The organism is Plesiomonas shigelloides, assembly GCF_900087055.1.
Classification (GTDB): domain Bacteria; phylum Pseudomonadota; class Gammaproteobacteria; order Enterobacterales; family CAMTGL01; genus Plesiomonas; species Plesiomonas shigelloides.
Window position 1 is genome coordinate 2343141 of sequence record NZ_LT575468.1, and the last position, 24679, is coordinate 2367819.

At 54.3% G+C, this 24679-nt stretch carries 23 protein-coding genes and 1 other annotated feature; of the genes, 13 read left to right on the forward strand and 10 right to left on the reverse strand.

The window, feature by feature from the left end; all coding sequences use genetic code 11:
• Positions 1-46: 46 nt before the first annotated feature.
• Positions 47-577, forward strand: coding sequence for a disulfide bond formation protein DsbB (gene dsbB, locus NCTC9997_RS10375; protein ID WP_039045574.1), 531 nt, complete (start codon positions 47-49; stop codon positions 575-577).
• Between the two features lie 68 nt (positions 578-645).
• Here dsbB and dusC read toward each other — a convergent pair whose 3' ends face one another.
• Both dusC and NCTC9997_RS10385 read right to left on the reverse strand, forming a co-directional pair.
• Positions 646-1614, reverse strand: coding sequence for a tRNA dihydrouridine(16) synthase DusC (dusC, locus tag NCTC9997_RS10380; RefSeq protein WP_064978025.1), 969 nt, complete (start codon positions 1612-1614; stop codon positions 646-648).
• Between the two features lie 138 nt (positions 1615-1752).
• Positions 1753-2199 (reverse strand): YcgN family cysteine cluster protein, encoded by a 447-nt coding sequence (locus NCTC9997_RS10385; RefSeq protein WP_064978026.1) that lies wholly within the window; start codon positions 2197-2199, stop codon positions 1753-1755.
• A gap of 217 nt (positions 2200-2416) precedes the next feature.
• Between NCTC9997_RS10385 and NCTC9997_RS10390 the strand changes: the two genes are divergently transcribed.
• A complete protein-coding gene (locus tag NCTC9997_RS10390) occupies positions 2417-4885 on the forward strand; it encodes a YgiQ family radical SAM protein (protein WP_064978027.1) in 2469 nt (822 codons plus the stop codon).
• Between the two features lie 118 nt (positions 4886-5003).
• On the opposite strand, the gene NCTC9997_RS10395 is transcribed toward NCTC9997_RS10390, so the two are convergent.
• From NCTC9997_RS10395 to NCTC9997_RS10405, 3 genes are all read right to left on the reverse strand, one after another.
• The gene (locus NCTC9997_RS10395) at positions 5004-5663 is read right to left on the reverse strand and encodes a fumarylacetoacetate hydrolase family protein (RefSeq protein ID WP_064978028.1); all 660 of its coding nucleotides are present in this window, start codon (positions 5661-5663) and stop codon (positions 5004-5006) included.
• 96 nt (positions 5664-5759) lie between these two features.
• Entirely contained in the window at positions 5760-6821 is a 1062-nt protein-coding gene (locus NCTC9997_RS10400) for a lytic murein transglycosylase (protein WP_064978029.1), read from the reverse strand.
• Between the two features lie 118 nt (positions 6822-6939).
• A complete protein-coding gene (locus tag NCTC9997_RS10405; RefSeq protein ID WP_064978497.1) occupies positions 6940-7233 on the reverse strand; it encodes a YcgL domain-containing protein in 294 nt (97 codons plus the stop codon).
• Between the two features lie 126 nt (positions 7234-7359).
• On the opposite strand from NCTC9997_RS10405, the gene minC reads away from it, so the two are divergent.
• The 3 genes from minC to minE are packed head-to-tail and all read left to right on the forward strand — an operon-like array spanning position 7360 to position 9168.
• Entirely contained in the window at positions 7360-8061 is a 702-nt protein-coding gene (minC, locus tag NCTC9997_RS10410; RefSeq protein WP_064978030.1) for a septum site-determining protein MinC, read from the forward strand.
• Between the two features lie 30 nt (positions 8062-8091).
• Positions 8092-8904: a septum site-determining protein MinD gene (gene minD, locus NCTC9997_RS10415; RefSeq protein WP_010864168.1), complete on the forward strand. Its 813-nt coding sequence runs from the start codon at positions 8092-8094 to the stop codon at positions 8902-8904.
• A gap of 3 nt (positions 8905-8907) precedes the next feature.
• The gene (gene minE, locus NCTC9997_RS10420) at positions 8908-9168 is read left to right on the forward strand and encodes a cell division topological specificity factor MinE (RefSeq protein WP_010864169.1); all 261 of its coding nucleotides are present in this window, start codon (positions 8908-8910) and stop codon (positions 9166-9168) included.
• A gap of 19 nt (positions 9169-9187) precedes the next feature.
• Here the strand turns inward: minE and rnd are convergent, their stop codons facing one another.
• From rnd to NCTC9997_RS10445, 5 genes are all read right to left on the reverse strand, one after another.
• Complete coding sequence (gene rnd, locus NCTC9997_RS10425; protein WP_010864170.1) at positions 9188-10324, reverse strand: ribonuclease D; 1137 nt, start codon at positions 10322-10324, stop codon at positions 9188-9190.
• A gap of 87 nt (positions 10325-10411) precedes the next feature.
• Positions 10412-12124, reverse strand: a complete 1713-nt coding sequence (gene fadD / locus NCTC9997_RS10430; RefSeq protein WP_010864171.1) for a long-chain-fatty-acid--CoA ligase FadD — start codon at positions 12122-12124, stop codon at positions 10412-10414.
• 477 nt (positions 12125-12601) lie between these two features.
• The gene (locus tag NCTC9997_RS10435) at positions 12602-12805 is read right to left on the reverse strand and encodes a hypothetical protein (RefSeq protein WP_156669263.1); all 204 of its coding nucleotides are present in this window, start codon (positions 12803-12805) and stop codon (positions 12602-12604) included.
• Positions 12806-13460: 655 nt separating this feature from the next.
• Positions 13461-14162: a tRNA (adenosine(37)-N6)-threonylcarbamoyltransferase complex dimerization subunit type 1 TsaB gene (gene tsaB, locus NCTC9997_RS10440; protein WP_064978032.1), complete on the reverse strand. Its 702-nt coding sequence runs from the start codon at positions 14160-14162 to the stop codon at positions 13461-13463.
• Positions 14163-14326: 164 nt separating this feature from the next.
• On the reverse strand, positions 14327-16246 hold the full coding sequence (locus NCTC9997_RS10445) for an ATP-dependent DNA helicase (protein WP_064978033.1): 1920 nt from the start codon (positions 16244-16246) through the stop codon (positions 14327-14329).
• A 549-nt stretch (positions 16247-16795) separates the two neighbouring features.
• Positions 16796-16930 (forward strand) — a sequence feature (His leader region).
• Positions 16931-17086: 156 nt separating this feature from the next.
• Here NCTC9997_RS10445 and hisG point away from each other — a divergent pair.
• The 8 genes from hisG to hisIE all read left to right on the forward strand — a co-directional run bounded on the left by hisG (position 17087) and on the right by hisIE (position 24331).
• On the forward strand, positions 17087-17986 hold the full coding sequence (hisG, locus tag NCTC9997_RS10450) for an ATP phosphoribosyltransferase (protein WP_064978034.1): 900 nt from the start codon (positions 17087-17089) through the stop codon (positions 17984-17986).
• Positions 17987-17991: 5 nt separating this feature from the next.
• Positions 17992-19344, forward strand: coding sequence for a histidinol dehydrogenase (gene hisD, locus NCTC9997_RS10455; protein WP_064978035.1), 1353 nt, complete (start codon positions 17992-17994; stop codon positions 19342-19344).
• Complete coding sequence (gene hisC / locus NCTC9997_RS10460; RefSeq protein WP_082935546.1) at positions 19341-20480, forward strand: histidinol-phosphate transaminase; 1140 nt, start codon at positions 19341-19343, stop codon at positions 20478-20480. The genes hisD and hisC overlap by 4 nt, the downstream gene beginning before the upstream one ends.
• Positions 20481-20557: 77 nt before the next feature.
• Positions 20558-21610 carry a bifunctional histidinol-phosphatase/imidazoleglycerol-phosphate dehydratase HisB gene (gene hisB / locus NCTC9997_RS10465; protein WP_064978499.1) on the forward strand — a complete coding sequence of 351 codons (1053 nt, stop codon included), beginning with the start codon at positions 20558-20560 and terminating at the stop codon, positions 21608-21610.
• A complete protein-coding gene (gene hisH, locus NCTC9997_RS10470) occupies positions 21611-22219 on the forward strand; it encodes an imidazole glycerol phosphate synthase subunit HisH (protein ID WP_010864180.1) in 609 nt (202 codons plus the stop codon).
• Between the two features lie 5 nt (positions 22220-22224).
• On the forward strand, positions 22225-22962 hold the full coding sequence (gene hisA / locus NCTC9997_RS10475) for a 1-(5-phosphoribosyl)-5-[(5-phosphoribosylamino)methylideneamino]imidazole-4-carboxamide isomerase (protein ID WP_064978036.1): 738 nt from the start codon (positions 22225-22227) through the stop codon (positions 22960-22962).
• Positions 22944-23720: an imidazole glycerol phosphate synthase subunit HisF gene (gene hisF / locus NCTC9997_RS10480; protein WP_010864182.1), complete on the forward strand. Its 777-nt coding sequence runs from the start codon at positions 22944-22946 to the stop codon at positions 23718-23720. The genes hisA and hisF overlap by 19 nt, the downstream gene beginning before the upstream one ends.
• Entirely contained in the window at positions 23714-24331 is a 618-nt protein-coding gene (hisIE, locus tag NCTC9997_RS10485; RefSeq protein WP_064978037.1) for a bifunctional phosphoribosyl-AMP cyclohydrolase/phosphoribosyl-ATP diphosphatase HisIE, read from the forward strand. Before hisF ends, hisIE begins: the two co-directional genes overlap by 7 nt.
• Positions 24332-24679 lie beyond the last annotated feature (348 nt).

Below are 24679 nucleotides of genomic sequence, written 5' to 3' on the forward strand. Positions count from 1 at the left end.
TTTTATGTGTAAACTGCTGCCATCTCTTCGGACGGAATCAACAACAATGTGGGATAGTTTATACCGCTTTTCTACCGGTCGTCTGGCATGGTTTCTGATGTTTTTAACCACGCTCGGGCTGGAATTGACCGCGCTGTTTTTCCAGCACATCATGCTGCTGGAGCCGTGTGTGATGTGTATTTATGAGCGGGTTGCCCTGTTCGGCATCATGGGTGCGGCGCTGCTGGGGTTGTGTAACCCGAAACAACCGGCTATTCGCTGGTCAGCATTAGTGTTATGGATTTACAGTGCATGGCAGGGATTACTGCTGGCTTGGGAGCACAATCAGCTGCAAGTAAACCCTTCCCCATTCCAGACTTGTGATTTTATGGTGCGTTTCCCGAGCTGGTTACCGCTGAATAAGTGGATGCCGGGGATCTTTGAAGCCTACGGCGATTGCGCGCAAGATCAGTGGCACTGGTTAGGTCTGACGATGCCGGGCTGGCTGATTGTGGTGTTTGCCGCTTACCTGATTGTAGCCATTGTGATTGCACTGGGCATGGCCATTGGCAAAGAAAAACGCTCCATGTGGCGTTAATCACTGACTCTGCGATGAAAAAAATGCCGCACTAAATGCGGCATTTTTTATGTCTACCAGACGCTGGATTACTGCGCGTGCAGTGCATCTTGCAGTAATTGACTCATATCACCGACACTTTGCGCGGTGCGGATCTGGCTAAACAGGCTATCAGCTTGTGGATACTGCCGGCGTAAATAGCTAAACCACTGCTTAATGCGGGCCGAGTGATAAAAGCCTTTATCGCCCGCTTTCTCCAAGGCGGTATACGCTAGCAGAAGCTGGATCACCTGCACCCAGCGCAAAGCCGGCGCATCATATTTAATGACATTGGCCAGATTAGGCAGATTCAGCGCCCCACGTCCAACCATCAGATCGCGACAACCGCTCACCCGCATACACTGCTGGGCACTGGCGTAATCGGTGATCTCACCGTTAGCAATCACCGGGATCGACAGCCGTTGACGGATCTGAGCAATCGCCGGCCAATCAATGCGATCCGCTTTATAGCCATCCGCTTTGGTGCGTCCATGCACGGCAATCTCGGTAGCACCGGCTTGCTGCACTGCATCGGCGATTTCGAGACTGTGCGCCGTGCTATCCCACCCCAGACGGACTTTTACCGTCACCGGATGAGTCATCGGCACCGCCTCGCGCATCGCTTTGGCCGCGCGATAAATAAGGTCGGGATCTTTGAGCAATGACGCACCGCCATCACTACCGTTGACCTTTTTCGACGGACAGCCGCAGTTCAAATCCACGCCCTGTGAGCCCAACGCGACGGCGCGCGCCGCATTTTCCGCCAGCCATTGCGGTGACTGACCGAGTAGCTGCACCCGCACTGGTGTACCCGATGAGGTAAACCCGCCCTGATGCAGCTCGGGACACAAGCGATAATAGACATGCTCCGGTAGCAACGAATCCACCACGCGCACAAACTCGGTGACACACAGATCGTAATCATTGTGCCGCGTCAGCAAATCTCGCAGTTGCGGATCGAGTACCCCTTCCATCGGGGCCAACACCACGCGCCCAACGCTGATGAACTCATCCTGCATCCATGCTGTCTCTTGCGTTGCGTCAATACCCGTGCAAGTTGACGTGAGCGGGCTGTCAGTTAGAGAACTGCCTGTTAGAGAACCGTCTGTTAAAGAGCGCTCTGTTAACGAACGCTCAGTGAGTGAGCCGTGCATAACTTAACGAACCCATTTAGGCTTATTCGTGATGTGCTCTTCCCAATCAATCACATCAATTTCATACACACACTGGTCACGCACCGAAATACCGGCATCATGCATGCTTTCCGAGGTACCGGAGACCAGTGGATGCCACGCAGGCAGCCCTTTCCCCTCATCCAACAGACGATAGGCACAGGTTGCCGGCAGCCACTCAAAAGTATTCATATTTTCACGAGTAAGCTTGATGCAATCCGGCTCCAGCTCAAAACGGGTGGCGTAGTTGCGGCACTGGCAGGTATGCAGATCCAGCTGATCGCAGGCCACGTTGGTGTAATACAGCTCATCCGTATCCGCATCAATCAGCTTATGCAGGCAGCACTGCCCACAGCCGTCACACAGGGCTTCCCACTCTGCGTCGGTCATTTCATCGAGGGTTTTGGTTTGCCAGAACGCTTGCTCAGTCATATTTTTAATTACTTATGGTTTATCTTTAATCAGATGAAAAATTACTCAGGCTCAGCCGGGTGGACGTTTATAACGGCTTGGCTGCCAAGTTGCAAGCCATTGCCCGAGATTCCACGCCCAAGGCCAAAAGGTGATTCGCGCCTGTGCAATAAACAGAGTATAATCGCGCGCTTTGCATACGCCGCACGTCTTTGACTAACCGGAGCGATAAGTCACCATGAGTACCAGTTTGATCCAGCCGGAACGTTCTTTATTCTCTTACCCACGTTATTGGGCGGAGTGTTATGGAACCGCACCGTTTCTTCCCATGTCCCGCGAGGAGATGGATCAGCTAGGCTGGGACAGTTGTGACATCATTATCGTCACCGGTGATGCCTATGTGGATCACCCGAGCTTCGGCATGGCCATTATCGGCCGAATGCTGGAAGCGCAAGGTTTCCGCGTCGGTATTATCGCACAACCGGACTGGACCAATAAAAACGATTTCATGAAGCTCGGCAAACCGAACCTGTTTTACGGGGTGACCGCCGGTAACATGGACTCGATGATCAACCGTTACACCGCCGATCGCAAACTGCGTCATGACGATGCCTACACGCCAAATAATGAAGGCGGTAAGCGCCCAGATCGCGCGGTATTGGTGTACAGCCAGCGTTGTAAAGAAGCCTATAAAGATGTGCCGGTCGTGATTGGCGGTATCGAAGCCAGCCTGCGCCGTATCGCACACTATGATTACTGGTCTGATACCGTGCGCCGTTCCGTATTGGTCGACTCCAAAGCTGACCTGCTGATCTACGGTAACGCCGAGCGCCCACTGATTGATATCGCCCACCGCTTTGCGGCCGGTGAAACCATCGAGCAGATGCAGGATATCCGCGGCAGCGCGGTAATGCGCAAAGAAGCGCTGTATGACTGGAAAGGTGTCGACTCAACCCGCATCGACAAACCAGGTCATATCGATCCTATTCCTAATCCATATATGGAAGATGCGCCTTGCAGCGATAACGGCGCAGATAACAGTGCGCAGTCCGCGCAGCCTCAGGCCAAAGCCGTAGTCGTACAGCCGCCACGGCCAAAACCGTGGGAAAAAACCTATATCCTGCTGCCGTCTTACGAAAAGGTGAAGAGCGACAAAGTGATGTACGCTCACACCTCGCGGATTTTGCACCATGAAACCAACCCAGGCTGCGCCCGCGCGCTGATGCAAAAACATGGCGACCGCTATGTGTGGATCAACCCGCCAGCCATTCCACTCACCACCGAAGAGATGGACTGGGTATTTGCCCTGCCTTACCAGCGGATTCCGCATCCGGCGTATGGCAAGGCCAAGATCCCTGCCTATGACATGATCCGTTTCTCGGTCAATATTATGCGTGGTTGCTACGGTGGTTGCTCTTTCTGCTCTATTACCGAGCACGAAGGTCGCATCATTCAAAGCCGCTCGGAAGACTCCATCATTTCCGAGATTGAAGAGATCCGCGATAAAGTGCCGGGCTTTACGGGCGTGATTTCCGATCTGGGTGGCCCGACCGCCAACATGTATATGTTGCGCTGCCAAAGCCCGCGCGCAGAACAAACCTGTCGCCGCGCCTCTTGCGTCTACCCGGATATTTGTCAGCACATGGATACCAACCATGAGCCGACCATTAAGCTGTATCGCCGCGCCCGCGATCTGAAAGGCATCAAGAAAATTCTGATTGCCTCAGGGGTACGTTACGATCTGGCAGTACAAGATCCGCGCTACGTTAAAGAGCTGGCGAAATACCACGTCGGTGGTTATCTGAAGATTGCCCCGGAGCATACCGAAGAAGGCCCGCTGTCCAAGATGATGAAGCCGGGGATGGGCTCTTATTACCGCTTTAAAGAGCTGTTTGAACAGTACTCCAAAGAAGCCGGTAAAGAGCAATATCTGATCCCGTATTTTATCTCGGCGCACCCAGGTACCCGCGATGAAGACATGGTCAATCTGGCGCTGTGGCTGAAGAAGAACCGTTTCCGTTTGGATCAGGTGCAAAACTTCTATCCATCACCGCTGGCTAACTCCACCACCATGTATTACTCCGGTAAAAACCCGTTAGGGAAAGTGGATTACAAGAGTGAAGATGTTGCCGTAGCGCGTGGTGAGCGTCAGCGCCGCCTGCACAAAGCGCTGCTGCGCTATCATGACCCTGCCGGCTGGCCGATGATCCGCGAAGCGCTGCGTGAAATGGGCTTGATGCGTCTGATTGGTACCGGTCCACAACATTTGATCCCGCCGGCTTCCGCGCGTGAGATCCAGCAAAACGGCAAAACTGGCGCCAAAGGGGTGCGTACCGCGCTGACCAAACATACCGATATCAGCCATCAGCGCAGTAACGGAGCCGGTAATAGCCAGCAACGTGGTAACCGCCAAGAGCAAGCCGGTAAAGGCCGTCCGGCCAATGGCGCATCTGCGTCCACGAAAGGTGCATCAGCAGCACCCAAAGGCGCGAACGGACGTAAACCGGTCGGACAGTCTGGCAAGCCCGCACCGCAAGGCAAAGGCGCGTCACACGGAAAAGGCGCGCAGTCTGCGGGTCAAGCGCCACGCAATGCCAATGGCGCACGCGCCAATAGCAAGAATGGCAAGTCAGCACCGGCCAACCGTCAAGGTGGTAAGCCGGCCGCTAAAGGTGCCGCAGGTCAACGTCGTCAAGGCCGCGCCTAAGCACAGATTAGCCGGAGTGAGCGACAAACTCAGCACACAAAAAAGCCCGCAGTTGCGGGCTTTTTTATTGTCGGCTAGCTTACGGGTTAACCGGCAAGACGGAACATACCGCCAGAGCTTAGGCTCGCACGCGGGTCTGTAATGTGCGTCCGGCAAAGGTGAAATTCAGCACATCCCCCACCAGCAATGGCCCCACCCCTTCAGGCGTGCCAGTTAAAATCACATCCCCCGCTTTGAGGGTAAAAAAACGGCTCATATAACTGATAAGCTCTGCCACTGGAGTGAGCATACGCGCGGTATTGCCTTGCTGGCGCAGCTCGCCGTTAACGGTTAAGGAAAACGCCACGGCCATTGGCTCGCTGATATCTGAGGCGGGAATAAAACCCGATACAGGACAAGAGCCATCAAAGGCTTTGGCCTTTTCCCACGGTCGGCCGGTGCGCTTACATTCGCTTTGCAGCTCGCGCAGCGTCAAATCCAGTGCCAACCCGTAACCGGCAACGCCTAACATTGCTTGCGAAGGGGTAACTTTCTGTAAAGTCGCGCCAATCAATACCGCCATCTCAGTTTCATGGTGCACCTCGCCATACCCTTGCAACAAGGTCAGCGGATGGCGCAAATCACACAGCGCGGTATCCGGCTTTAAAAACAAGACCGGCTCAGCTGCTGCAACACTGCCCATCTCCTGAATATGCGCGGCGTAGTTTTGCCCGACACAAACCACCTTGCCGACCGGAAAATCAATCGGATTTCCCTGCCAGTCCGTATGCTGATACATCATGCCTCCTTAAATGATGTGGCCGTTGCAACCTTACGCCGCATGCATGTCATGCCCAACGTGCTTTAACGCTAACTGAACCGATAACAGTGCCGCTTAAGGCGCGACAATCGCATCGGCTAGCATGCCAACGCTGGTGGCAAAATAGTACGAGCGGTTCCAGTGCATCAATGTGCGATAATTGTTGTATACCAGCATTGCTTGGGCGCTGTCATCATCCGGGATCACTAACCACGCTTTTCGCTGTGGATGAGGCAAGGCCGCACCATCCGCTAAACGCACGCCGAGAGCCTGCCACTTGGCCACCGTTTTCCCCTGCTCAGTCTTGGTGCCTGCCAATGCCGATGATAATCCCGCCGGTAAGCGCACTTTCATCCCCCAACTTTGCTGATCGTTCCAGCCTTCGGTGGCCAGATAGTTGGCGGTCGAGGCAAACACATCAGCCACATTGTTCCAGATATCTTTGTGACCATCGCCATCACCGTCTGCGGCATAGGTCAAAAAGGAGGTCGGCATAAACTGGCACTGCCCCATCGCCCCCGCCCATGAGCCTTTCATCAGCTCCGGTGCGATATGACCTTGTTGCTGAATTTTGAGCGCAGCCATCACCTGTTTGGTAAAAAACGCTTGACGACGCCCTTCAAACGCCAGTGTGGAGAGCGCCGAAATCACATCTTCGTTGCCAGTATAACGGCCAAAACTGCTCTCCGAGCCCCACAACGCCACAATGTATTGCGGCTGTACGCCATATTCACGGCCAATGCGCGTCAGCAGCGGTTGATATTGCTGATACATCTCACGGGCTTTTTTGATTTTGGCCGGCGTCAGGCTTTTTTGCAGGTATTGCGATAAGGTCAGCTTAAATTCTGGCTGGCCGCGATCAGATTGCACCGCACGCTCCAGAAAATACACGTTGGCAAACCCGCGCTCCACGGTCTCCGGCGCGAGCCCTTCGGCAATGGCTTGCTGTTTGAGTTGTTCGATAAAAGGGGCAAATCCTTCGGGAACGGGCATTTGTTCAGCCGATGAGGAATTGGTTTTACCGGCATTGGTGGTGGCTGGCGCGCGCTGTTGGGCCGTATTTTCAGCCGCCGTGGTCGCCGCACAGCCGGATAAGATCAGGCTCAAAGCCATAACAGACAGAATCGTTCTTCTCATGTGCAGCCGTCCTCACAGCTCGATGGTGAGCAATATCCGCGGCCGCGAAGAGATCCTACTCCGGCACGCGGAGATTTATGCCTGAATGAATCAGTTCACTGAGTTTTTTAGGCGTCGTCTAGTCGTCGTGTTGTTTTTCAGTGTGATTATTTTCTAAACAATGCTGTTTTAATAAGTTTTCTTTTGGCGGCGGTAACTGTAAATAAAAACCCTGTTCAGTCAGACAGGTTTTCAATTTATTTAAATCGATATTAACAAGACGCTTTGATCCATCCAGAGGAAAAAGCATGACTAATTGCGGCTTTCCAAAACCTCGCAATAATTCCTCAGGAACACGAGAAAAGTCGTCTCTTTTCTCTACATATAAATAGGTTTCTTCGCGTCTTAAACTTTTGTAGATTGCGCACCACATCTCGACTGAATCCCTCATGTTCTCTTGCGTAAGCAGGGTTGTGACTATAACATGTTAAGGATAAATAAATTATATTCTTGTCGTGCCGAATATTGCCAGGACGCACCGGGGAAACGAATCCGACTTATGTCACAACACCTTGTCGATCTGAAGGGAAGCAACTTTACTCTTACGGTGGTTCATCCACACACTTCAGATCCGAATCAACTCAAACAAGCATTGTCTGCCAAAGTGCAGCAAGCCCCTGCTTTTTTTCAGGGCGCGCCAGTGGTGTTGAATGTCGCTGATCTGGCAGAGCAGGCAGACTTTCGTCGTTTAAAGCGAGTGATCCGAGAAGCCGGCTTATTTTTGGTGGGTGTCAGTGGCTGTATTAATGAAAAACAGCGCGAGACAGTCCGCAAAGCGGGTCTGCCTATTCTCACCGAAGGTAAAACCAAAGAGCCAAAGCCCGAAAGCAAACCGGCCCCGGAAGCTATCGAGCCCGAACCCATGATGACGGCGGTTGCCACCAAGGTCATTAATACCCCGGTTCGCTCAGGACAACGTATCTATGCCAAGAATTGCGATTTGATCGTGAATAACCATGTCAGCGAGGGTGCCGAGCTGATAGCGGACGGTCATATCCATGTCTACGGAATCATGCGCGGACGCGCCGCTGCCGGCGCAGATGGTCGACCAGACAGCAGCATCTTCTGTCTCAATATGCAGGCCGAGTTGCTGTCGATTTCAGGACAATATGCTCTCAGTGAGCAAATTCCGACAGAAGTCTGGAAAAAAGCCACCCGCGTGGTATTACGAGATAATAACATTCATTTTGAAGCCCTTTGATATAGACCCTTTTTGACAAGGAACCCCCTCATGGCACGTATCATCGTTGTAACCTCTGGTAAAGGAGGCGTTGGCAAAACCACTTCAAGCGCAGCCATTGCCACCGGTTTAGCATTGAAGGGAAAGAAAACGGTCGTGATCGACTTTGATATCGGCCTGCGTAATCTGGACTTAATCATGGGCTGTGAGCGCCGCGTGGTGTATGACTTTGTAAACGTCATCCATGGCGATGCCAGCTTGAACCAAGCTCTGATTAAGGATAAGCGCGTCGACAATCTATACATCCTGCCCGCATCCCAAACCCGTGATAAAGAAGCACTGACCCGTGAAGGCGTCGAAAAAGTGCTGGAAGAGCTGGATAAAATGGAATTCGAATACGTGCTGTGTGACTCACCGGCAGGTATCGAAACCGGCGCCCTGATGGCACTCTATTTTGCCGACGAAGCCATTGTGACCACGAACCCTGAAGTCTCTTCAGTGCGTGACTCTGACCGCATCTTGGGGATATTGTCCTCCAAATCTCGCCGCGCCGAAAAAGGCCAAGATCCGATTAAAGAGCACCTGCTGCTCACTCGCTACAGCCCTGGCCGCGTGACCCGTGGCGATATGCTGAGTGTGCAGGACGTGGAAGAGATCCTGCGTATCCCGCTGTTAGGGGTGATCCCGGAAAGCCCGTCGGTGCTGCGTGCATCGAACCAAGGTGAACCGGTCATTCTTGATAAGGAATCTGAAGCAGGTCAGGCCTATCTTGATACGGTCGAACGCCTGCTGGGTACCGAGCGACCTTTCCGTTTCCTTGAGGAAGAGAAGAAAGGCTTTTTAAAACGACTGTTTGGGGGATAACTCATGGCGCTCCTCGATTTTTTCCTGTCCCGTAAAAAACAGACGGCAAGTATCGCCAAGGAGCGTTTGCAGATTATTGTTGCTGAACGTCGCCGTGGCGATAGTGAACCGCACTATTTGCCGGCACTGAAGCAAGACATTCTGGCGGTGATTTGCAAGTATGTGCAAATTGACCCAGAACATGTCACCGTTCAGCTGGAGCAAAAGGGTGACGACATTTCCATCTTGGAATTGAACGTCACCCTGCCGGAAGATGCCAAATAAACAGTCGGCAACTGCCGGCTTAGGCCGGCTGTTCCAGTAGCTGTTGCAAACGTTCACCCATCAGAGCACCGCGCCAGCCGGATAACAACTCCGGTTGCTCGTGGTGCTGTCTCTCTTCAGGCGTATAATTCCACGTCCAGCTCAGCAGCTGGTGAATTTGGCGACGCGACGCCAACAATTCACTGCTCAAGCCGGTCACCCCTTCTTGCTCGGTGATAAAGGCTTTCACGCGCTTTAAGGTCGCTTTGTATTCTGGGTTATCCACCAGACGACTCAGCGGCGCAGGGCATTCGCTATCCGGCAGCGCTTTGGCGGCTTGCACCATCGCTAACATCGTTTTGCCGTGAAAGCGGATTTCCGGATTTTCCAGCTCCAGATTATTCAGATCGCTCAGCGACTGTGGCATATAGCGCGCCACTTTCCACAAGTTCGCTTCTTTTACCACAAAGTTCAGTGCCAGATCGCGACGTTCAGCCTCGTGATAACGCCATTTAGCCAGCAATTTGAGCACGGCCAGCTGACGCGGACGCAATTGCCATGCGTTGCCAATATCGCAGTACAGCTCATCGGGTGGCGTTACGTGCGAACGACGCACCACAATCTGATGACACTCTGCATCCACAGCATCTTGCCAACCGGCTGCGGTCAGTTTTTCTTGTAACCGCTCATACATCGGCAACAAGTAATACACATCCGCCGCCGCATAGTGACACTGTTTTTCAGTCAGCGGACGCGCCAGCCAATCGGTACGCGCTTCGCCTTTATCCAGCTCAACACCCAAATACTCGGCAACCAATGCACCGAAACCGGTCGAGATGCGGTGGCCTAAGAAGGCGGCCATAACTTGGGTATCTAACATCGGTGACGGCATAATCCCCAGCGCATGCTGGAACACTTCCAGATCTTCGCCGCACGCATGCAAAATTTTGACGACCTGCGGGTTACACAGCAGATCGCGCAGCGGGCTCAAATCGGAAATGGCAATCGGGTCAATCAGCGATACATCCTGTCCGTCATACAGCTGTACCAGCCCGAGTTGTGGATGTAACGTCCGGGTGCGTACAAATTCAGTATCAATCGCAACCCGTGATGCTCCGGATGCGCGCAGACAAACCTGCCGCAAGGCTTCATCAGTGGTAATCAGTCGGTAATCCACAACATTCTTCTCTTTAAAACTTTTCAACAACACATAAAGAAAACGCCGGCAGCAGCCGGCGTTTCATCAGTCAGCGGGGCATCCGAATTAGGATGCTTTGGCCTGCACACTCACCTCAGCGGCGGCAGGTTCGGCTGTCTGCTGTTCTTCACGCAGTACTCGCCGCAGTATTTTACCCACATTTGTCTTCGGAAGCTCATCCCGGAACTCAACAATTTTCGGGCATTTGTAACCGGTCAGGTTTTTACGACAAAACGCCATCAGCTCATCACGGGTTAATGACGGGTCTTTTTTGACCACGCAAATCTTCACCGCTTCGCCAGACGCTTCACTCGGCACACCCACCGCGGCCACTTCCAACACTTTCGGATGATGGGCAATCACGTCTTCGATTTCATTCGGATAGACGTTAAAACCCGACACCAGAATCATGTCTTTCTTGCGATCCACGATGCGCATAAAGCCTTCATCATCGATGCGCACGATATCGCCGGTCGCCAGCCAACCATCTTGCAGAATTTCTGCCGTGGCTTCTGGACGCTGCCAGTAACCCTGCATCACCTGCGGGCCTTTAACCCACAACTCGCCAGCTTCACCGTGCGCCACTTCGTGGCCGTCATCATCCACCAACTTGATGTCAGTAGACGGCACCGGCAAACCAATCGCGCCATTATAACCAGCCAGATTATACGGGCAGCCAGCAACCAGCGGAGAACATTCGGTCAAGCCATAACCTTCCAGCAGCTTGGTGCCAGTCAGCTTTTGCCACTGCTCGGCAACGGCGCGCTGTACTGACATTCCACCGCCCACAGTCAAACGCAGGGTACTGAAATTCAGCTCACGGAAATCTTCGTTGTGGATCAGCGCATTAAACAGGGTGTTCACACCGGTGATCGCGGTCACTTTATAACGCGCCAGCTCTTTAACAAAGCCTGGAATATCACGCGGGTTGGTGATCAGCAGGTTACTTCCGCCCATCTCCAAAAACAGCAAGCAGTTCACGGTCAACGCAAACACGTGATACAGCGGCAGCGCTGTGACCACCAGCTCACGGCCTTCTTCCAAAATCGGTGAATAACCGGCTTTGGCTTGCAGTACGTTAGCCACCATATTGCTGTGCGCCAGCATCGCCCCTTTCGACACCCCAGTTGTACCCCCGGTGTACTGTAAAAAGGCAATGTCTTGCGCGGTGATCAGTGGTTTCACGTATTGCTGGGCACGCCCTTTACGCAGCGCACCACGAAACGAAATCGCATCCGGCAAATTGTACTTTGGCACCATCTTCTTGATGTACTTAACCACAAAGTTCACCAAGGTGCCTTTTGCCATCGACAGCTGATCGCCCATGCGCGTTAAGATCACATGCTTGACGCTGGTCTGGTACACCACTTTTTCCAAGGTATGGGCAAAGTTGGAGACAATCACAATCGCCTTAGCACCGCTATCGTTCAGCTGATGCTCCAGCTCACGCGGGGTATACAGCGGGTTAACATTCACGGCAATCAGACCGGCACGCAAAATACCGAACAGTGCAATCGGGTATTGCAGCAGGTTTGGCATCATCAGCGCCACCCGCTCCCCTTTTTGCAGTTTCAGTTCATTTTGCAGGTAAGCGGCAAAGGCACGGCTGCTTTCTTCGAGCTTACGGAAGGTCATCACCTGGCCCATGTTGATAAACGCCGGCTGATCGGCATAACGCTGCACGGCCTGTTCGAACATGTCTACCAGAGATGAGTATTGATCAGGGTTGATTTCAGCCGGCACGTCAGCCGGATAACTGGAAAGCCAAACCTTTTCCACGGTAAGTCTCCTCAATGTATTTTGTTGTATGCCACACCTCAGGAGGAGCACCCCGGGCCGGCCTTACGAATACGGGTATGACGGGTACGTAGGATAAATGCTCTAATAGCAAGACTACTTTACATCGCCACCGCATTATTAACAATGGATTAACAACACATTTTCAAACAGGCGTTTATTTATTGCCATTCGGCGCTCAGCGACCGCCTGTATAGGATGATGGTGTTGCCGTATTTATCAGAGATTCTGCGACAAAGGTCGGAGATAATAGCATGTTGTCGGCAAAGAGCGGTATCTTATGCTGAATTTACATCCGGATATATTCGGTAATGATTTACAGCTGCCGAAAATCACAGCGTTTTATATGACAAATAACCGCACCAGCCAGACTTTGTGCAAACCCGACTGTGTGCGAACTTTGTACAAAATCATTATGTGTGAGGACTCTGAACCTGAAGAGCCTCAGCGCGGCATAGCCTACACCCGTTCATCAATCGACGGCGTCCAACGTCGCCCACCTGTACGAGCCAAAGCTAACATTTGCTGATAATGCTGAATGGCGCTCGGTTGGCCATGTTGTGCGTATCCTGTATCAGCGCAGCCCGCCGGAAGCCACTCGCCTTCACATACGCGTACCGCATCCCCTAACAGCATCGGCACGGGGTGATCATCTGATGGCATAAGTGCGGGACTTGCCCGCACGGCCGCAACCGGAAGATTGACCGCACCTAATCGTTCGACTCGCGGCGCGGGCAATATCACCGAGCGCATGTTGATAGCATCGGCAGCGACAACTTTACTTGTGCGGGTTGTGGTTAGCCGGTGCCCTGAGGTGATCCGCATAATGGCCTCCGCGATAACGCGATAGCGCACATACTTGATGTAACCCACGGCTATATCAGTGGGTCCATCGCCAACGCCGACCAGCCACATCGCAGCGTCGATACCCCGCGCGGTAGGTATCTACTATGAGCATAGTGTATGCACTGAGTTGCTGCCTTGCAGCGCACGCCTCACGCTCAAATGTTCTTTGCAACGTGCGCTAATATACTTATCCGCACTCTCTCACCAACTCGAAGTTGCTAATACAACCTCTCCGACACGAGCGACAAACCAACCAACACTACACAAACATGAGCGACAACGAGATAAGGGATAAGGGATAAGGGATAAGGGATAAGAACAATAGCGCGCAACAGAGATAACACGAAGACCAAATGTAGCCCAAAAAGACGGCTATACAGATGCCGCATAAACAATACGGCGGCCACCAGGACCGCCGCATACGTAGGGGAGCGAATAACACTCACCCGATAAGACAAGCACCACTCACCGCTTATTCGCGGCCCGGCAGCTTTTTCCAGGCCACATTGTTACGCAGGTATACCGGCGCAGCATTCTCGACCGCCACCACTTCACCGCGCTGCCAGCAAGCCAGTGCCTGTGGCAACATATCGCGCGCTTCAGGCAGCAAAATACCGCTGTCGGTCAGTACCACGCCGTCTTGTTGGGCCAAGGTCGGATAAGCAGTAAAACCGGTACCAGCCGTCGCCCATTGGTTAGACTCACCCGCAATGATCACCTGTACATTTTGAGGCTCGAGCACCGCTTCTTCGCCCAGTACCTGCCACTGACCATTATCGGCACGCAGATACTGACCCCAATAAACTTCGCCCATACGCGCATCAATCGCCACCAGCACTTGCTGATGTTGCTGTACACGGTACGCACCCTGCGCCATCGCCAGCAGGTTCGAAACCCCGATCATCGGCAAATCCGCGCCCAGCGCCAGACCTTGCGCCACGCCAACGCCAATCCGCACGCCGGTAAAACTGCCCGGTCCACGGCCAAAAGCCAGCGCATCCAGTTGATTCAGACTCAAGCCGGCTTCAGCCAGCATCTGCTGCACCATTGGTAAAATACGCTGCGTATGCTCACGCGGACAGACTTCGGAAACGGCATATACCTCTCCGTCTACCCACAGGGCAGCAGAGCAGGCTTCAGTGGCGGTATCTAGCGCCAGAATTCGGGTTGACATCCAGACCTCGGATCAATCAATAACAACGAGCTAATTCAGAGTAGCCCAACATCATACCATAGCACCTTCAGACCACAGCACTTTCATCCCCATACCATTGCGCTTTCATACCACAGCTCTTTCCGATACGGGCACTTTCCGATACAGGCGATTGCCCATCCGGGCTATTCCCCGTGCGGCGCAATCTGATGCAAAAACGCAATTGCCTGTCCGACATCACGCGAGCGCGGCAGCGGCGGCAAGCTTTCCAAAAACACCTGCCCATAAGGACGCGACACCAAACGGGCATCGCAAATCACTACCACACCACGGTCTTGGGTATCTCGAATCAAACGACCCACCCCTTGCTTTAAGGTGATCACCGCATCCGGTAACTGCACATCACTGAAGGGATCGCAACCGCGGCGCTGGCTGTCTTCCATGCGCGCTTTTAACAGCGGATCATCGGGCGCGGTAAACGGCAGTTTGTCGATAATCACGCAAGACAATGCTTGACCGCGCACATCCACCCCTTCCCAGAAACTGCCCGTCGCCACCAGTAAGGCATTGCCGTGCTCAACAAAGGTTTCGAGCAATTTTTGCTTGCCGGTTTCCCCTTGCACCAACACCGGCAGACTTAAGCGCGCCCGAAATCGCTCGGCTAAATCACGCATCATCTGATGCGAGGTGCACAGGAAAAAACAGCGCCCTTGGCTGGCCTCAATCACTGGGGTCAGCAAGTTCACCAGCGCCTCCGCGGTATAAGGACGATTCGGCTCCGGCAGAAAACGGGGCACACACAGCAATGCCTGCGAAGGATAATCAAACGGGCTGGTCAGCGTCAGCTGGCGTGCCTTGGCGATGCCCAGACGCTGGCAATAGTGGTCAAAATTCTCCCCCACCGCCAAGGTGGCAGAGGTGAAAATCCACGCCGCCGGATGCAAGCGCATTTGTTCACTGAATTTGTCCGCTACACTGAGCGGCGTCAGATTCAAACTAAAATGTCGCCCCGAGCTTTCATACCAGTAACTGTAACCGGTAACATCGGTGTCGCTCAGGCGCTTGAGACGCGCGCGAAACTGCTCAGCCCGCTCAAACGCGGCGTCGAGCAATTTAGAGCGCCCCACCACCAAGCGCAGCACTTCGGCCGCAAAATCCAGCGCGTCATTTAAACGTGATAATTCGCGTTGGATCAGCGGATTTTTCAACGCATCGCGCCAGTTTCCTCGCCCGATGCCACCGTTCAACACAATGCATAAGTCTTGCGCAGTCTGGGTTAACCGCTCGGCACACTTACTCAACTGCGCCACATCGCGCACTTCAAGGTGATAACCGAGCAGCATGTCTTTACCTAAGTCCAGCAATTGGCGCGAGGTCAGTGACTGACCAAAATACTGACTGGCGATATCCGGCAGCTGGTGCGCTTCATCGAAGATGATCACTTCCGCTTCCGGAATTAGCTCAGCAAAACCGGTCTCTTTGACCACCATATCAGCCAAAAACAGGTGATGGTTTACCACCACCACATCGGCTTCCAGCGCACGGCGACGCGCCCGCAACACGTAGCACTCTTGATACTGTGGACACTCAGTACCAAGACAAGACTCGTTGGTACTGGTGACCATCGGCAGCACTGGGCTGTCTTCGGCCACCGCATCGCAATCGCTCAGATCGCCACTGTCACTGGATGATGACCAGGTGCGGATCCGCACCAGATCCGCCAGCACCGTTTTATCGGTCAGATGACTTTCCGCCATTTGCCGATCGAGGCGATCCAGACACAGGTAATTGGCCCGCCCTTTGAGCAATGCGACTCGGCCCGTGAAATTGAGCGCGCCTTCGATAGTAGGTAAATCGCGGCGAAACAGCTGATCTTGCAAGTTTTTCGAGCCGGTAGAGATGATGGTTTTGCGCTTGGCGGCCAGTGCCGGCACCAAATAGGCATAGGTTTTCCCGGTGCCGGTTCCCGCTTCCACCACCAGCGCGGATTTGTGCTCAATGGCCTCACCGACTGCTTGCGCCATCTGACGCTGCGGTTCACGGGCGCGAAAGCCCTCAATGTTACGGGCCAGAATGCCATCGTCTGCAAAATAGTTGTCTGTCACGCGCGCCGGCCTGCCATCGAAAATTGAGTGAGTGAAGCGGTCATTATGCCTGTCCGCTGGCGTGGCGGCCAACCGGATCTGTGCAATCTGCTGTGCAAAGTGTTATGCAAAATGGGGATATTGGCTTCACTCGCCGTCTGGTTAGGGCTCCGTTATCCTTTTTGTCATGTGTTTTTCTCTGCACTTTTTATTACGGGACTTTTCATCACTGCACTTTTCGCGACACTTTGAACATCGCGCCATACTCTTCCCTATTCATGTTCGATGTTGTCTATGCGCAGCAAGCCCCAAGAATGCGAAAACATGCCTATCACAAATAACCAGCCTTTCACGCTAGATGCAGCATAAAATACAACCAACTTTGCTGACTCAGCGTGTTATTCACTACAGCAAAATTTACTGTTGCTTTTGGTTGGCGCTTTGGTTTAAGTTGAATTCACACTAAGTCTATCTAGGCATCACTGGCTGTATACATGCTCAATCCATAACAGCAGCGATCATTAACCAGACACGAGATTTCACCATGACTGTTTTCACCGTTCGTAACCACCATCATCACCATCATCCTGATTAGTCTTTCAGGACGCTGGTCCGTGGAAGACGCTCAGAGAGTTCTTCCGGTGGACGACAGTCAAGGTACACAATCCAGCCCCCGGAAGATCACTTTTCCGGGGGCTTTTTACTGTATACGCCGGTGCAAACTGGCCACAGGCAAAACGTCAACGGATGACGTAACGATTTAACGGCCTACTCCGCCGCCAGCAACATCGGAGTAGCCCCGCAATTTATCCAGCCCCGCTTATCGGCGCTGGGACAAAATCAGACTAAAAGGACATTGCCATGCTGAACGCCAACCGACTGCGTATCGCTATCCAAAAATCCGGTCGCCTGAGTGATGACTCGCGCGAGCTGCTGGCCCGCTGTGGGGTCAAAATCAACCTGCAACAACAACGCCTGATTGCCTTTGCCGAAAACATGCCAATTGATCTGCTGCGCGTGCGCGATGACGATATTCCCGGGCTGGTGATGGATGGCGTGGTAGATCTGGGCATCATCGGCGAAAACGTGCTGGAAGAAGAAGTGCTGAGCCGCCAAGCCCGTGGGGAAGACCCGCAATACAGCACCTTGCGCCGTTTAGATTTCGGTGGTTGCCGCCTCTCTTTGGCGGTGCCTATTGATACCCGTTATGACGGCCCAGCCAGCCTACTCAATGCGCGCATTGCCACCTCTTACCCCAATTTGCTCAAGCGTTACATGGATGAGCGCGGCATCGCCTTTAAAAGCTGCCTGCTTAACGGTTCGGTAGAAGTTGCGCCGCGCGCCGGTTTGGCCGATGCCATCTGCGATCTGGTGTCGACCGGAGCCACTCTCGAAGCCAATGGCCTGCGTGAAGCAGAGGTCATCTACCGCTCCAAGGCCACCTTAATTCAGCGCGCCGGTACGCTATCAGCCGAAAAACAGCAATTGGTCGATCGCCTGCTGACGCGGATGCAAGGGGTGATTCAGGCGCGCGAATCCAAATACATCATGCTGCACGCTCCCACCGATCGCTTGGAAGAGATCATCGCGCTGCTGCCGGGTGCCGAGCACCCAACCGTGTTACCGCTGGCCAATGAGAAAAATCGTATCGCCATGCACATGGTCAGCAGCGAAACCCTGTTCTGGGAAACCATGGAGCAACTCAAAGCCTTAGGTGCCAGCTCCATTTTGGTGCTGCCAATTGAAAAGATGATGGAGTAACGGCGATGGAAATGTTGAATTGGGATCGCCTGAGCCCCGCTGAGCAGCAACAGGCCTTAATGCGTCCAGCCATCAGTGCCGCGCAAGACATCAGCGCCAGCGTGCGCGACATCGTGCAGCAAGTCCGACAAGGAGGCGATAGCGCCCTGCTGGCCTTAACCGAACGTTTTGACCGCGTGCGCCCTGCAACGCTTGCCGTCAGCGCCGCGGAAGTGGATGCTGCCGAAGCACGCTTAAGCGACGAGATGAAAACCGCACTGCAAAACGCCTATCGTAACATCGCGGCGTTTCACGAAGCGCAGCGTCCATCGGTGGTGCGGGTGGAAACCCAGCCGGGGGTGACCTGCGAAGTGATCACCCGTCCGGTGCAATCGGTCGGATTGTATATCCCTGGCGGCTCAGCGCCACTGCTGTCGACCACCTTGATGCTCGGCATTCCGGCGCGCATTGCCGGTTGTCCACAAGTGATCTTATGCTCCCCTCCGCCGATTGCCGATGAGATTTTGTATGTCGCACGCCTGTGTGGCATCAGCCAAATCTTCAATGTTGGCGGCGCGCAGGCGATTGCCGCTATGGCCTATGGCACCGAATCGGTACCGAAAGCAGACAAAATTTTTGGCCCCGGCAATGCCTATGTCACCGAAGCCAAACGGCAAGTCAGCCAAGATCACCGCGGCGCGGCGATGGATATGCCCGCCGGCCCTTCCGAAGTGCTGGTGATTGCTGACGCCAATGCCAACCCGGCTTTTATCGCCAGCGATTTACTGTCACAAGCCGAGCACGGCCCCGACTCGCAGGTGATTCTACTGACCCCAAGCCAGACACTGGCCGATGCAGTAACCGCTGAGGTCGACCGCCAACTAGCCCTACTGCCGCGCGCCACCATCGCCGGACAAGCACTGGCTGCCAGTCGGATTATTCTGACCGCGGATCTGGCGCAAGCGGTGGCGATCAGCAATCAATACGGCCCCGAGCACTTGATCATCCAGACCGATTCTCCGCGCCAGCTACTGAGCGCGCTGCACAATGCCGGCTCGATTTTCCTCGGTGCGTGGACGCCAGAATCCGCCGGCGACTACGCCTCTGGCACCAACCACGTGCTACCGACTTACGGCTACACCCGCACCTATTCCAGCTTAGGGCTGGCCGATTTCATGAAGCGGATGACGGTGCAAGAGCTGACCGCCGATGGCCTTCTGGCTCTGGCTCCTACCGTCGAGCGAATGGCGGCAGCCGAAAAACTCGATGCACACCGCCTTGCCGTGACACTGCGCGTCGCCGCGCTACACGCTGACCGCCGTGATAACAACCCGAATGTAGCCATGCAAACCGCCGCTGCCCAAGGAGAAGGGAAATGAGCACCTCATCACTGGAATCTTCCGTAACAGCACGGGATAGCGCGGCGGCCTGCGATACCCGCGCAATCGAGACACTGGCACGGCGCAATGTGCGTGAGCTGACGCCCTATCTGTCGGCGCGGCGCATTGGCGGCCAAGGCGATGTGTGGCTAAACGCCAACGAATACCCAACCTCACCGGATTATCAGCTAACCGAAGCTAAACTGAACCGCTATCCTGAGTGCCAGCCAGAGCAAGTGCTCCGCCGTTATGCGGCGTATGCCGGTGTTACTTCAGAGCAAGTGCTGGTCAGTCGTGGCGCAGATGAAGCCATTGAACTAGTGATCCGCGCGTTTTGCGAGCCGGGGCAAGATGCGGTGATGTTCTGCCCGCCCACCTATGGCATGTACACCGTCAGCGCCGAAACATTAGGCGTCGCGCGCCGGATTGTCCCTGCCACTGCTGATTGGCAACTGGACTTGCCGGCGATCCGTGCTCAGATGGATAACGTCAAAGTCATTTTTGTCTGCAGCCCGAACAACCCCACCGGCAATCTGCTGCGCCGCGAAGATATTGTGCAGTTGTTGGACGATGCCGCCGGTCGCGCCATTGTGGTAGTGGATGAAGCCTATATCGAGTTTTGTCCGCAGGCGACCTGCGTGCCGCTGCTGGCACAATATCCGCATCTGGTGATCCTGCGCACCTTGTCTAAAGCCTTCGCCTTAGCCGGTTTACGCTGCGGGTTCGCGCTGGCCAATCCGCCGGTGATTGGTTTGCTGCAAAAGGTGATTGCTCCTTATCCGGTGCCACAACCGGTGGCAGATATCGCCGCCCAAGCTTTGAGCGACGCGGGATTAGACCGTATGCGTACCCAAGTGGCCGACACCTTACGCCACCGCGCCTTGCTCGCCGAGGGGCTGCGCCGCAACCCACTGTGCCGCGAAGTTTACACTGGCGAAGGTAACTGGCTAACCGTTCGCTTCGTTGACGGTGAAAAAGTATTCAAAAGCCTCTGGGATCAGGGCATTATCTTACGTAATCAGGGCAAGCAACCGGGCATGCAAAACTGTCTGCGCATCAGCATAGGAACCGAGGCTGAATGCCGCCGTACCCTGAACGCTATCGACGCGCTGTATCAGCAAGGAGCCATGCAGTGAAAAAGAAAAAATTCCGTCCATCGGTACGTCGTTCCGTACCCGCAGCACAATCTACTGAAAGTCGCACCGAGAACTACCTGTTTATTGATCGCGACGGCACCCTGATCGCCGAGCCGCCGCAAGATTTTCAAGTCGACCGTTTGGATAAACTGCGTCTGGAGCCGGCGGTGATCCCCGCCCTGCTCAAGTTACGCCGTGAAGGTTACAAACTGGTGATGATCACCAACCAAGATGGCCTTGGCACCAACAGCTTCCCGCAACCGGACTTCGATCTCCCGCAACAAATGATGCTGGATATTTTCAGCTCACAAGGGGTGGAATTCGACGACATCCTGATCTGCCCACACTTTGAGCACGACAACTGCAGTTGCCGTAAACCCAAACTAGGGCTGGTTAAACATTATCTGGAAGCGGATTGCATCAACCCCGAGCACTCCTATGTGATTGGCGATCGGGAAACCGACCTGCAACTGGCCACCAACATGGGCATCACCGGGATCCGCTACCAAAATGGCGTCACCGGTTGGCCGGAGATTGTGCGCCGCCTGACCCTGCCTCCTCGCCACGCATGCGTCACCCGTACCACCCGCGAAACCGATATCAAGGTCGAGCTGTGGCTGGATGAAACTGGCGAGAATCACATTCAGACGGGGCTGGGCTTTTTTGATCACATGCTGGATCAGATTGCCACCCACGGCGGTTTTCGGATGAATGTCAGCGTCGAGGGCGATCTGCATATCGATGATCACCACACCGTGGAGGACACTGCGCTGGCCCTCGGACAGGCGCTGAAAGAAGCACTTGGCAACAAACGGGGCATCGGACGCTTCGGTTTTGTCTTGCCGATGGATGAGTGCTTGGCGCGCTGCGCGCTGGATCTTTCCGGTCGTCCATACCTGAAATTCAAAGCCAAGTTTGACCGCGCGCAGGTCGGCGATCTAAGCACCGAAATGGTCGAGCATTTTTTCCGCTCACTGAGTGATGCGCTAGCCTGCACCTTGCACCTGAAAACCAAAGGCCACAATAGCCATCACATGGTGGAGAGTCTGTTCAAAGCCTTTGGCCGCACACTGCGACAAGCGATCCGTGTGGAGGGTGATGCCCTGCCTAGCTCAAAAGGAGTGCTGTAAATGCCGCAACAAACGCCACATACCCGGGTCGTGATTGTGGATACCGGCTGCGCGAATTTGGCTTCGGTCTACTTTGCTATTCAGCGCCTAGGCTATGAGCCGCAAATCAGCAAAGAGCCCGACGTGATCCTCACCGCCGATAAACTGCTGCTGCCTGGGGTCGGTACCGCCAACAATGCCATGCAGAACTTAACCCAGCGCCAGCTTCCGGCGCTGATCAAAGCCTGCACGCAGCCGGTATTGGGGATCTGTTTAGGCATGCAAATCATGGCGGAGTACTGCGAGGAAGGCAGTACTGACACCTTGGGCGTCATTCCGGAAAGCGTGCTGCGCATGACCGACTTTGGCCTGCCGCTGCCACACATGGGCTGGAATCGGGTTTATCCGAAAGCCGGCCATCGCCTGTTCAATAACATCGCCGATGGTGAGTATTTCTACTTCGTACACAGCTTCGCGATGCCCGTCAGCACCGCGACCATCGCCCAATGCAACTACGGTGAGCCGTTCTCTGCGGCGGTACAAAAAGACAACTTTTACGGCGTGCAGTTTCACCCCGAGCGCTCCGGCCGCGCCGGTGCCCAGTTGCTGAAAAACTTTCTGGAGATGTAACAAGGATGATTATTCCCGCACTGGATCTGATCGACGGCAAAGTCGTGCGTCTGCTACAGGGTGACTACGCCCGTCAGACCGACTATCAAGCCGATCCCGCCCTGCGACTGCAGGAATATCAGCAACAAGGCGCCCAATGGCTGCACTTAGTGGATCTGACCGGCGCCAAAGACACCCAACGCCGTCAGTTAGCCCTGATCACGCACCTGATTAAAGCGACGCCCGCGCATATCCAAATTGGCGGCGGCGTGCGCACCGAGCAGGATGTGGCCGATCTACTCGAGGCGGGTGCCGCACGCGTAGTGGTTGGCTCAACCGCGGTGCGTGATATTGCAGAAGTTAAACGCTGGTTTGCCCGCTTCGGCGCCGAGCGTTTGGTGCTGGCATTAGACGTTCGCATCGGCAGCGATGAAGTCAAACGCGTCGCTATCAGCGGCTGGCAACAAGACTCTGGCCTTGCCATCGAAACCCTACTGGAAGAGTACCAAACCGTGGGCCTCAAGCACGTATTGTGCACTGATATCTCTCGCGATGGCACGCTGGCCGGCTCCAACGTGCGTCTGTACCGTGAACTGGCCGCCCGTTTCCCGCAGCTCGCGTTTCAATCTTCCGGCGGCATCGGCTCACTGGATGACATTCGTGCCCTTCGTGGCAGTGGCGTACGCGGCGTGATTGTCGGTCGCGCGCTGCTGGAAGGTAAATTCAACACCGAGGAGGCCATTGCATGCTGGCAAAACGGATAATCCCCTGTCTGGATGTACGCAACGGCCAAGTCGTCAAAGGCGTGCAATTTCGCAACCACGAAATCATCGGTGACATCGTGCCGCTGGCGCGTCGCTACGCACAAGAAGGCGCTGATGAGCTGGTGTTTTATGACATCACCGCCTCTTCTGATGGTCGTACCGTCGATAAGAGCTGGGTCGCAAAAGTCGCCGAAGTGATTGATATTCCTTTTTGTGTCGCCGGTGGGATCCGTACAGCGGAAGATGCCGCACAGATTCTGGCTTACGGGGCAGATAAGATTTCTGTTAACTCACCGGCTCTGGCCAATCCGGCCCTGATCAACGATCTGGCGGAACGCTTTGGCCAACAGTGTGTAGTAGTCGGAATTGATACTTGGTACGACGAAGCCCTCGATAGCTATCAGGTCTATCAGTTTACCGGTGATGAAAGCCGCACTCGTGCCACTGCGTGGTCTACACTCGACTGGGTGCAAGAAGTGCAACGACGCGGCGCCGGTGAAATTGTGCTGAACATGATGAACCAAGATGGAGTTCGCCGCGGCTACGATATCCGTCAATTACAGCGGGTACGCGAGGTATGTCAGGTTCCTCTGATTGCCTCGGGCGGCGCCGGACGACCGGAACATTTTCTTGAGGCATTCCGCGATGCGGATGTAGACGGTGCGCTGGCCGCATCCGTATTCCATAAGCAAATCATCAATATCGGTGAGCTCAAGGAATTCCTCTTCAAACAAGGTGTGGAGATCAGACTGTGTTAACTGAACAGCAACGCGCAATGATCAACTGGGACAAGGTCGGTGGACTGCTGCCGGCTATCGTACAGCACGCCCAAAACGGCGAAGTGCTGATGCTTGGTTACATGACTCCGGAGGCACTGGGAAAAACCCTGCAAACCCGTCAAGTCACCTTTTTTTCACGTACCAAACAGCGCCTGTGGACCAAAGGTGAAACTTCCGGCCATATTCTGTGGGCCACCCGCATGGGGCTGGACTGCGATAACGACACCTTACTGATCTTAGCCGAACCGCACGGTGCTACGTGCCATCTGGGGACTGACAGCTGCTTTGAAGAAACTGCCGTGGAGCCAGATTTGATTTTCCTCGGCAAGTTAGAATCGATTTTAATGGCACGCAAAACCGTTGACCCACAAACGTCGTACACCGCACGCCTGTATGCCAAAGGCACCAAGCGCATTGCGCAGAAAGTAGGCGAAGAAGGAGTGGAAACCGCACTGGCCGCGGTGGCCGGTGATAAAGATGAGCTGATCAATGAATCTGCGGATTTGTTGTATCACCTGATGGTGCTTCTGCAAGACCAAGATCTGCAGTTGCGTGATGTCATCCGCCGCTTGCGCGAACGTCATAGGTAACGTTCTTCGACTCTGCGGGTATCTATCGACACCGCCTGATACCCGCATTTTATTTTGGCGTAATGCGCTTTCCTCTTTTCCTCTTTTCCTCTTTTCCTCTTTTCCTCTTTTCCTCTTTTCAGTTCAGCGTGGCGCAAATTAGCTCCACCGCTAAACAGTTAGCTCAGCCATCCCGCTCTGCACATCTCTTTGCATTGCATCACCATAAGAAAAAGTGTCCGCTAAAAATGCCAGCCCCGTCCTCTGGTGCACGCCGCTAATCACCTACACGGCTGACTCACTGAACTCACGCCCCGATCGTTAGCATGCTTCACTGCTCGGCACAGAATAATCCTCTGCATTTACCGT

What these genes read in the sequence shown, in the direction of transcription:
- dsbB (WP_039045574.1), top strand. Translation starts at nt 47, where the DNA reads ATGTGGGATAGTTTATACCGCTTTTCTACCGGTCGTCTGGCATGGTTT.
- dusC (WP_064978025.1), bottom strand. Translation starts at nt 1,614, where the DNA reads ATGCAGGATGAGTTCATCAGCGTTGGGCGCGTGGTGTTGGCCCCGATG.
- NCTC9997_RS10385 (WP_064978026.1), bottom strand. Translation starts at nt 2,199, where the DNA reads ATGACTGAGCAAGCGTTCTGGCAAACCAAAACCCTCGATGAAATGACC.
- NCTC9997_RS10390 (WP_064978027.1), top strand. Translation starts at nt 2,417, where the DNA reads ATGAGTACCAGTTTGATCCAGCCGGAACGTTCTTTATTCTCTTACCCA.
- NCTC9997_RS10395 (WP_064978028.1), bottom strand. Translation starts at nt 5,663, where the DNA reads ATGTATCAGCATACGGACTGGCAGGGAAATCCGATTGATTTTCCGGTC.
- NCTC9997_RS10400 (WP_064978029.1), bottom strand. Translation starts at nt 6,821, where the DNA reads ATGAGAAGAACGATTCTGTCTGTTATGGCTTTGAGCCTGATCTTATCC.
- NCTC9997_RS10405 (WP_064978497.1), bottom strand. Translation starts at nt 7,233, where the DNA reads ATGTGGTGCGCAATCTACAAAAGTTTAAGACGCGAAGAAACCTATTTA.
- minC (WP_064978030.1), top strand. Translation starts at nt 7,360, where the DNA reads ATGTCACAACACCTTGTCGATCTGAAGGGAAGCAACTTTACTCTTACG.
- minD (WP_010864168.1), top strand. Translation starts at nt 8,092, where the DNA reads ATGGCACGTATCATCGTTGTAACCTCTGGTAAAGGAGGCGTTGGCAAA.
- minE (WP_010864169.1), top strand. Translation starts at nt 8,908, where the DNA reads ATGGCGCTCCTCGATTTTTTCCTGTCCCGTAAAAAACAGACGGCAAGT.
- NCTC9997_RS10435 (WP_156669263.1), bottom strand. Translation starts at nt 12,805, where the DNA reads ATGCCATCAGATGATCACCCCGTGCCGATGCTGTTAGGGGATGCGGTA.
- tsaB (WP_064978032.1), bottom strand. Translation starts at nt 14,162, where the DNA reads ATGTCAACCCGAATTCTGGCGCTAGATACCGCCACTGAAGCCTGCTCT.
- hisG (WP_064978034.1), top strand. Translation starts at nt 17,087, where the DNA reads ATGCTGAACGCCAACCGACTGCGTATCGCTATCCAAAAATCCGGTCGC.
- hisD (WP_064978035.1), top strand. Translation starts at nt 17,992, where the DNA reads ATGGAAATGTTGAATTGGGATCGCCTGAGCCCCGCTGAGCAGCAACAG.
- hisC (WP_082935546.1), top strand. Translation starts at nt 19,341, where the DNA reads ATGAGCACCTCATCACTGGAATCTTCCGTAACAGCACGGGATAGCGCG.
- hisH (WP_010864180.1), top strand. Translation starts at nt 21,611, where the DNA reads ATGCCGCAACAAACGCCACATACCCGGGTCGTGATTGTGGATACCGGC.
- hisA (WP_064978036.1), top strand. Translation starts at nt 22,225, where the DNA reads ATGATTATTCCCGCACTGGATCTGATCGACGGCAAAGTCGTGCGTCTG.
- hisF (WP_010864182.1), top strand. Translation starts at nt 22,944, where the DNA reads ATGCTGGCAAAACGGATAATCCCCTGTCTGGATGTACGCAACGGCCAA.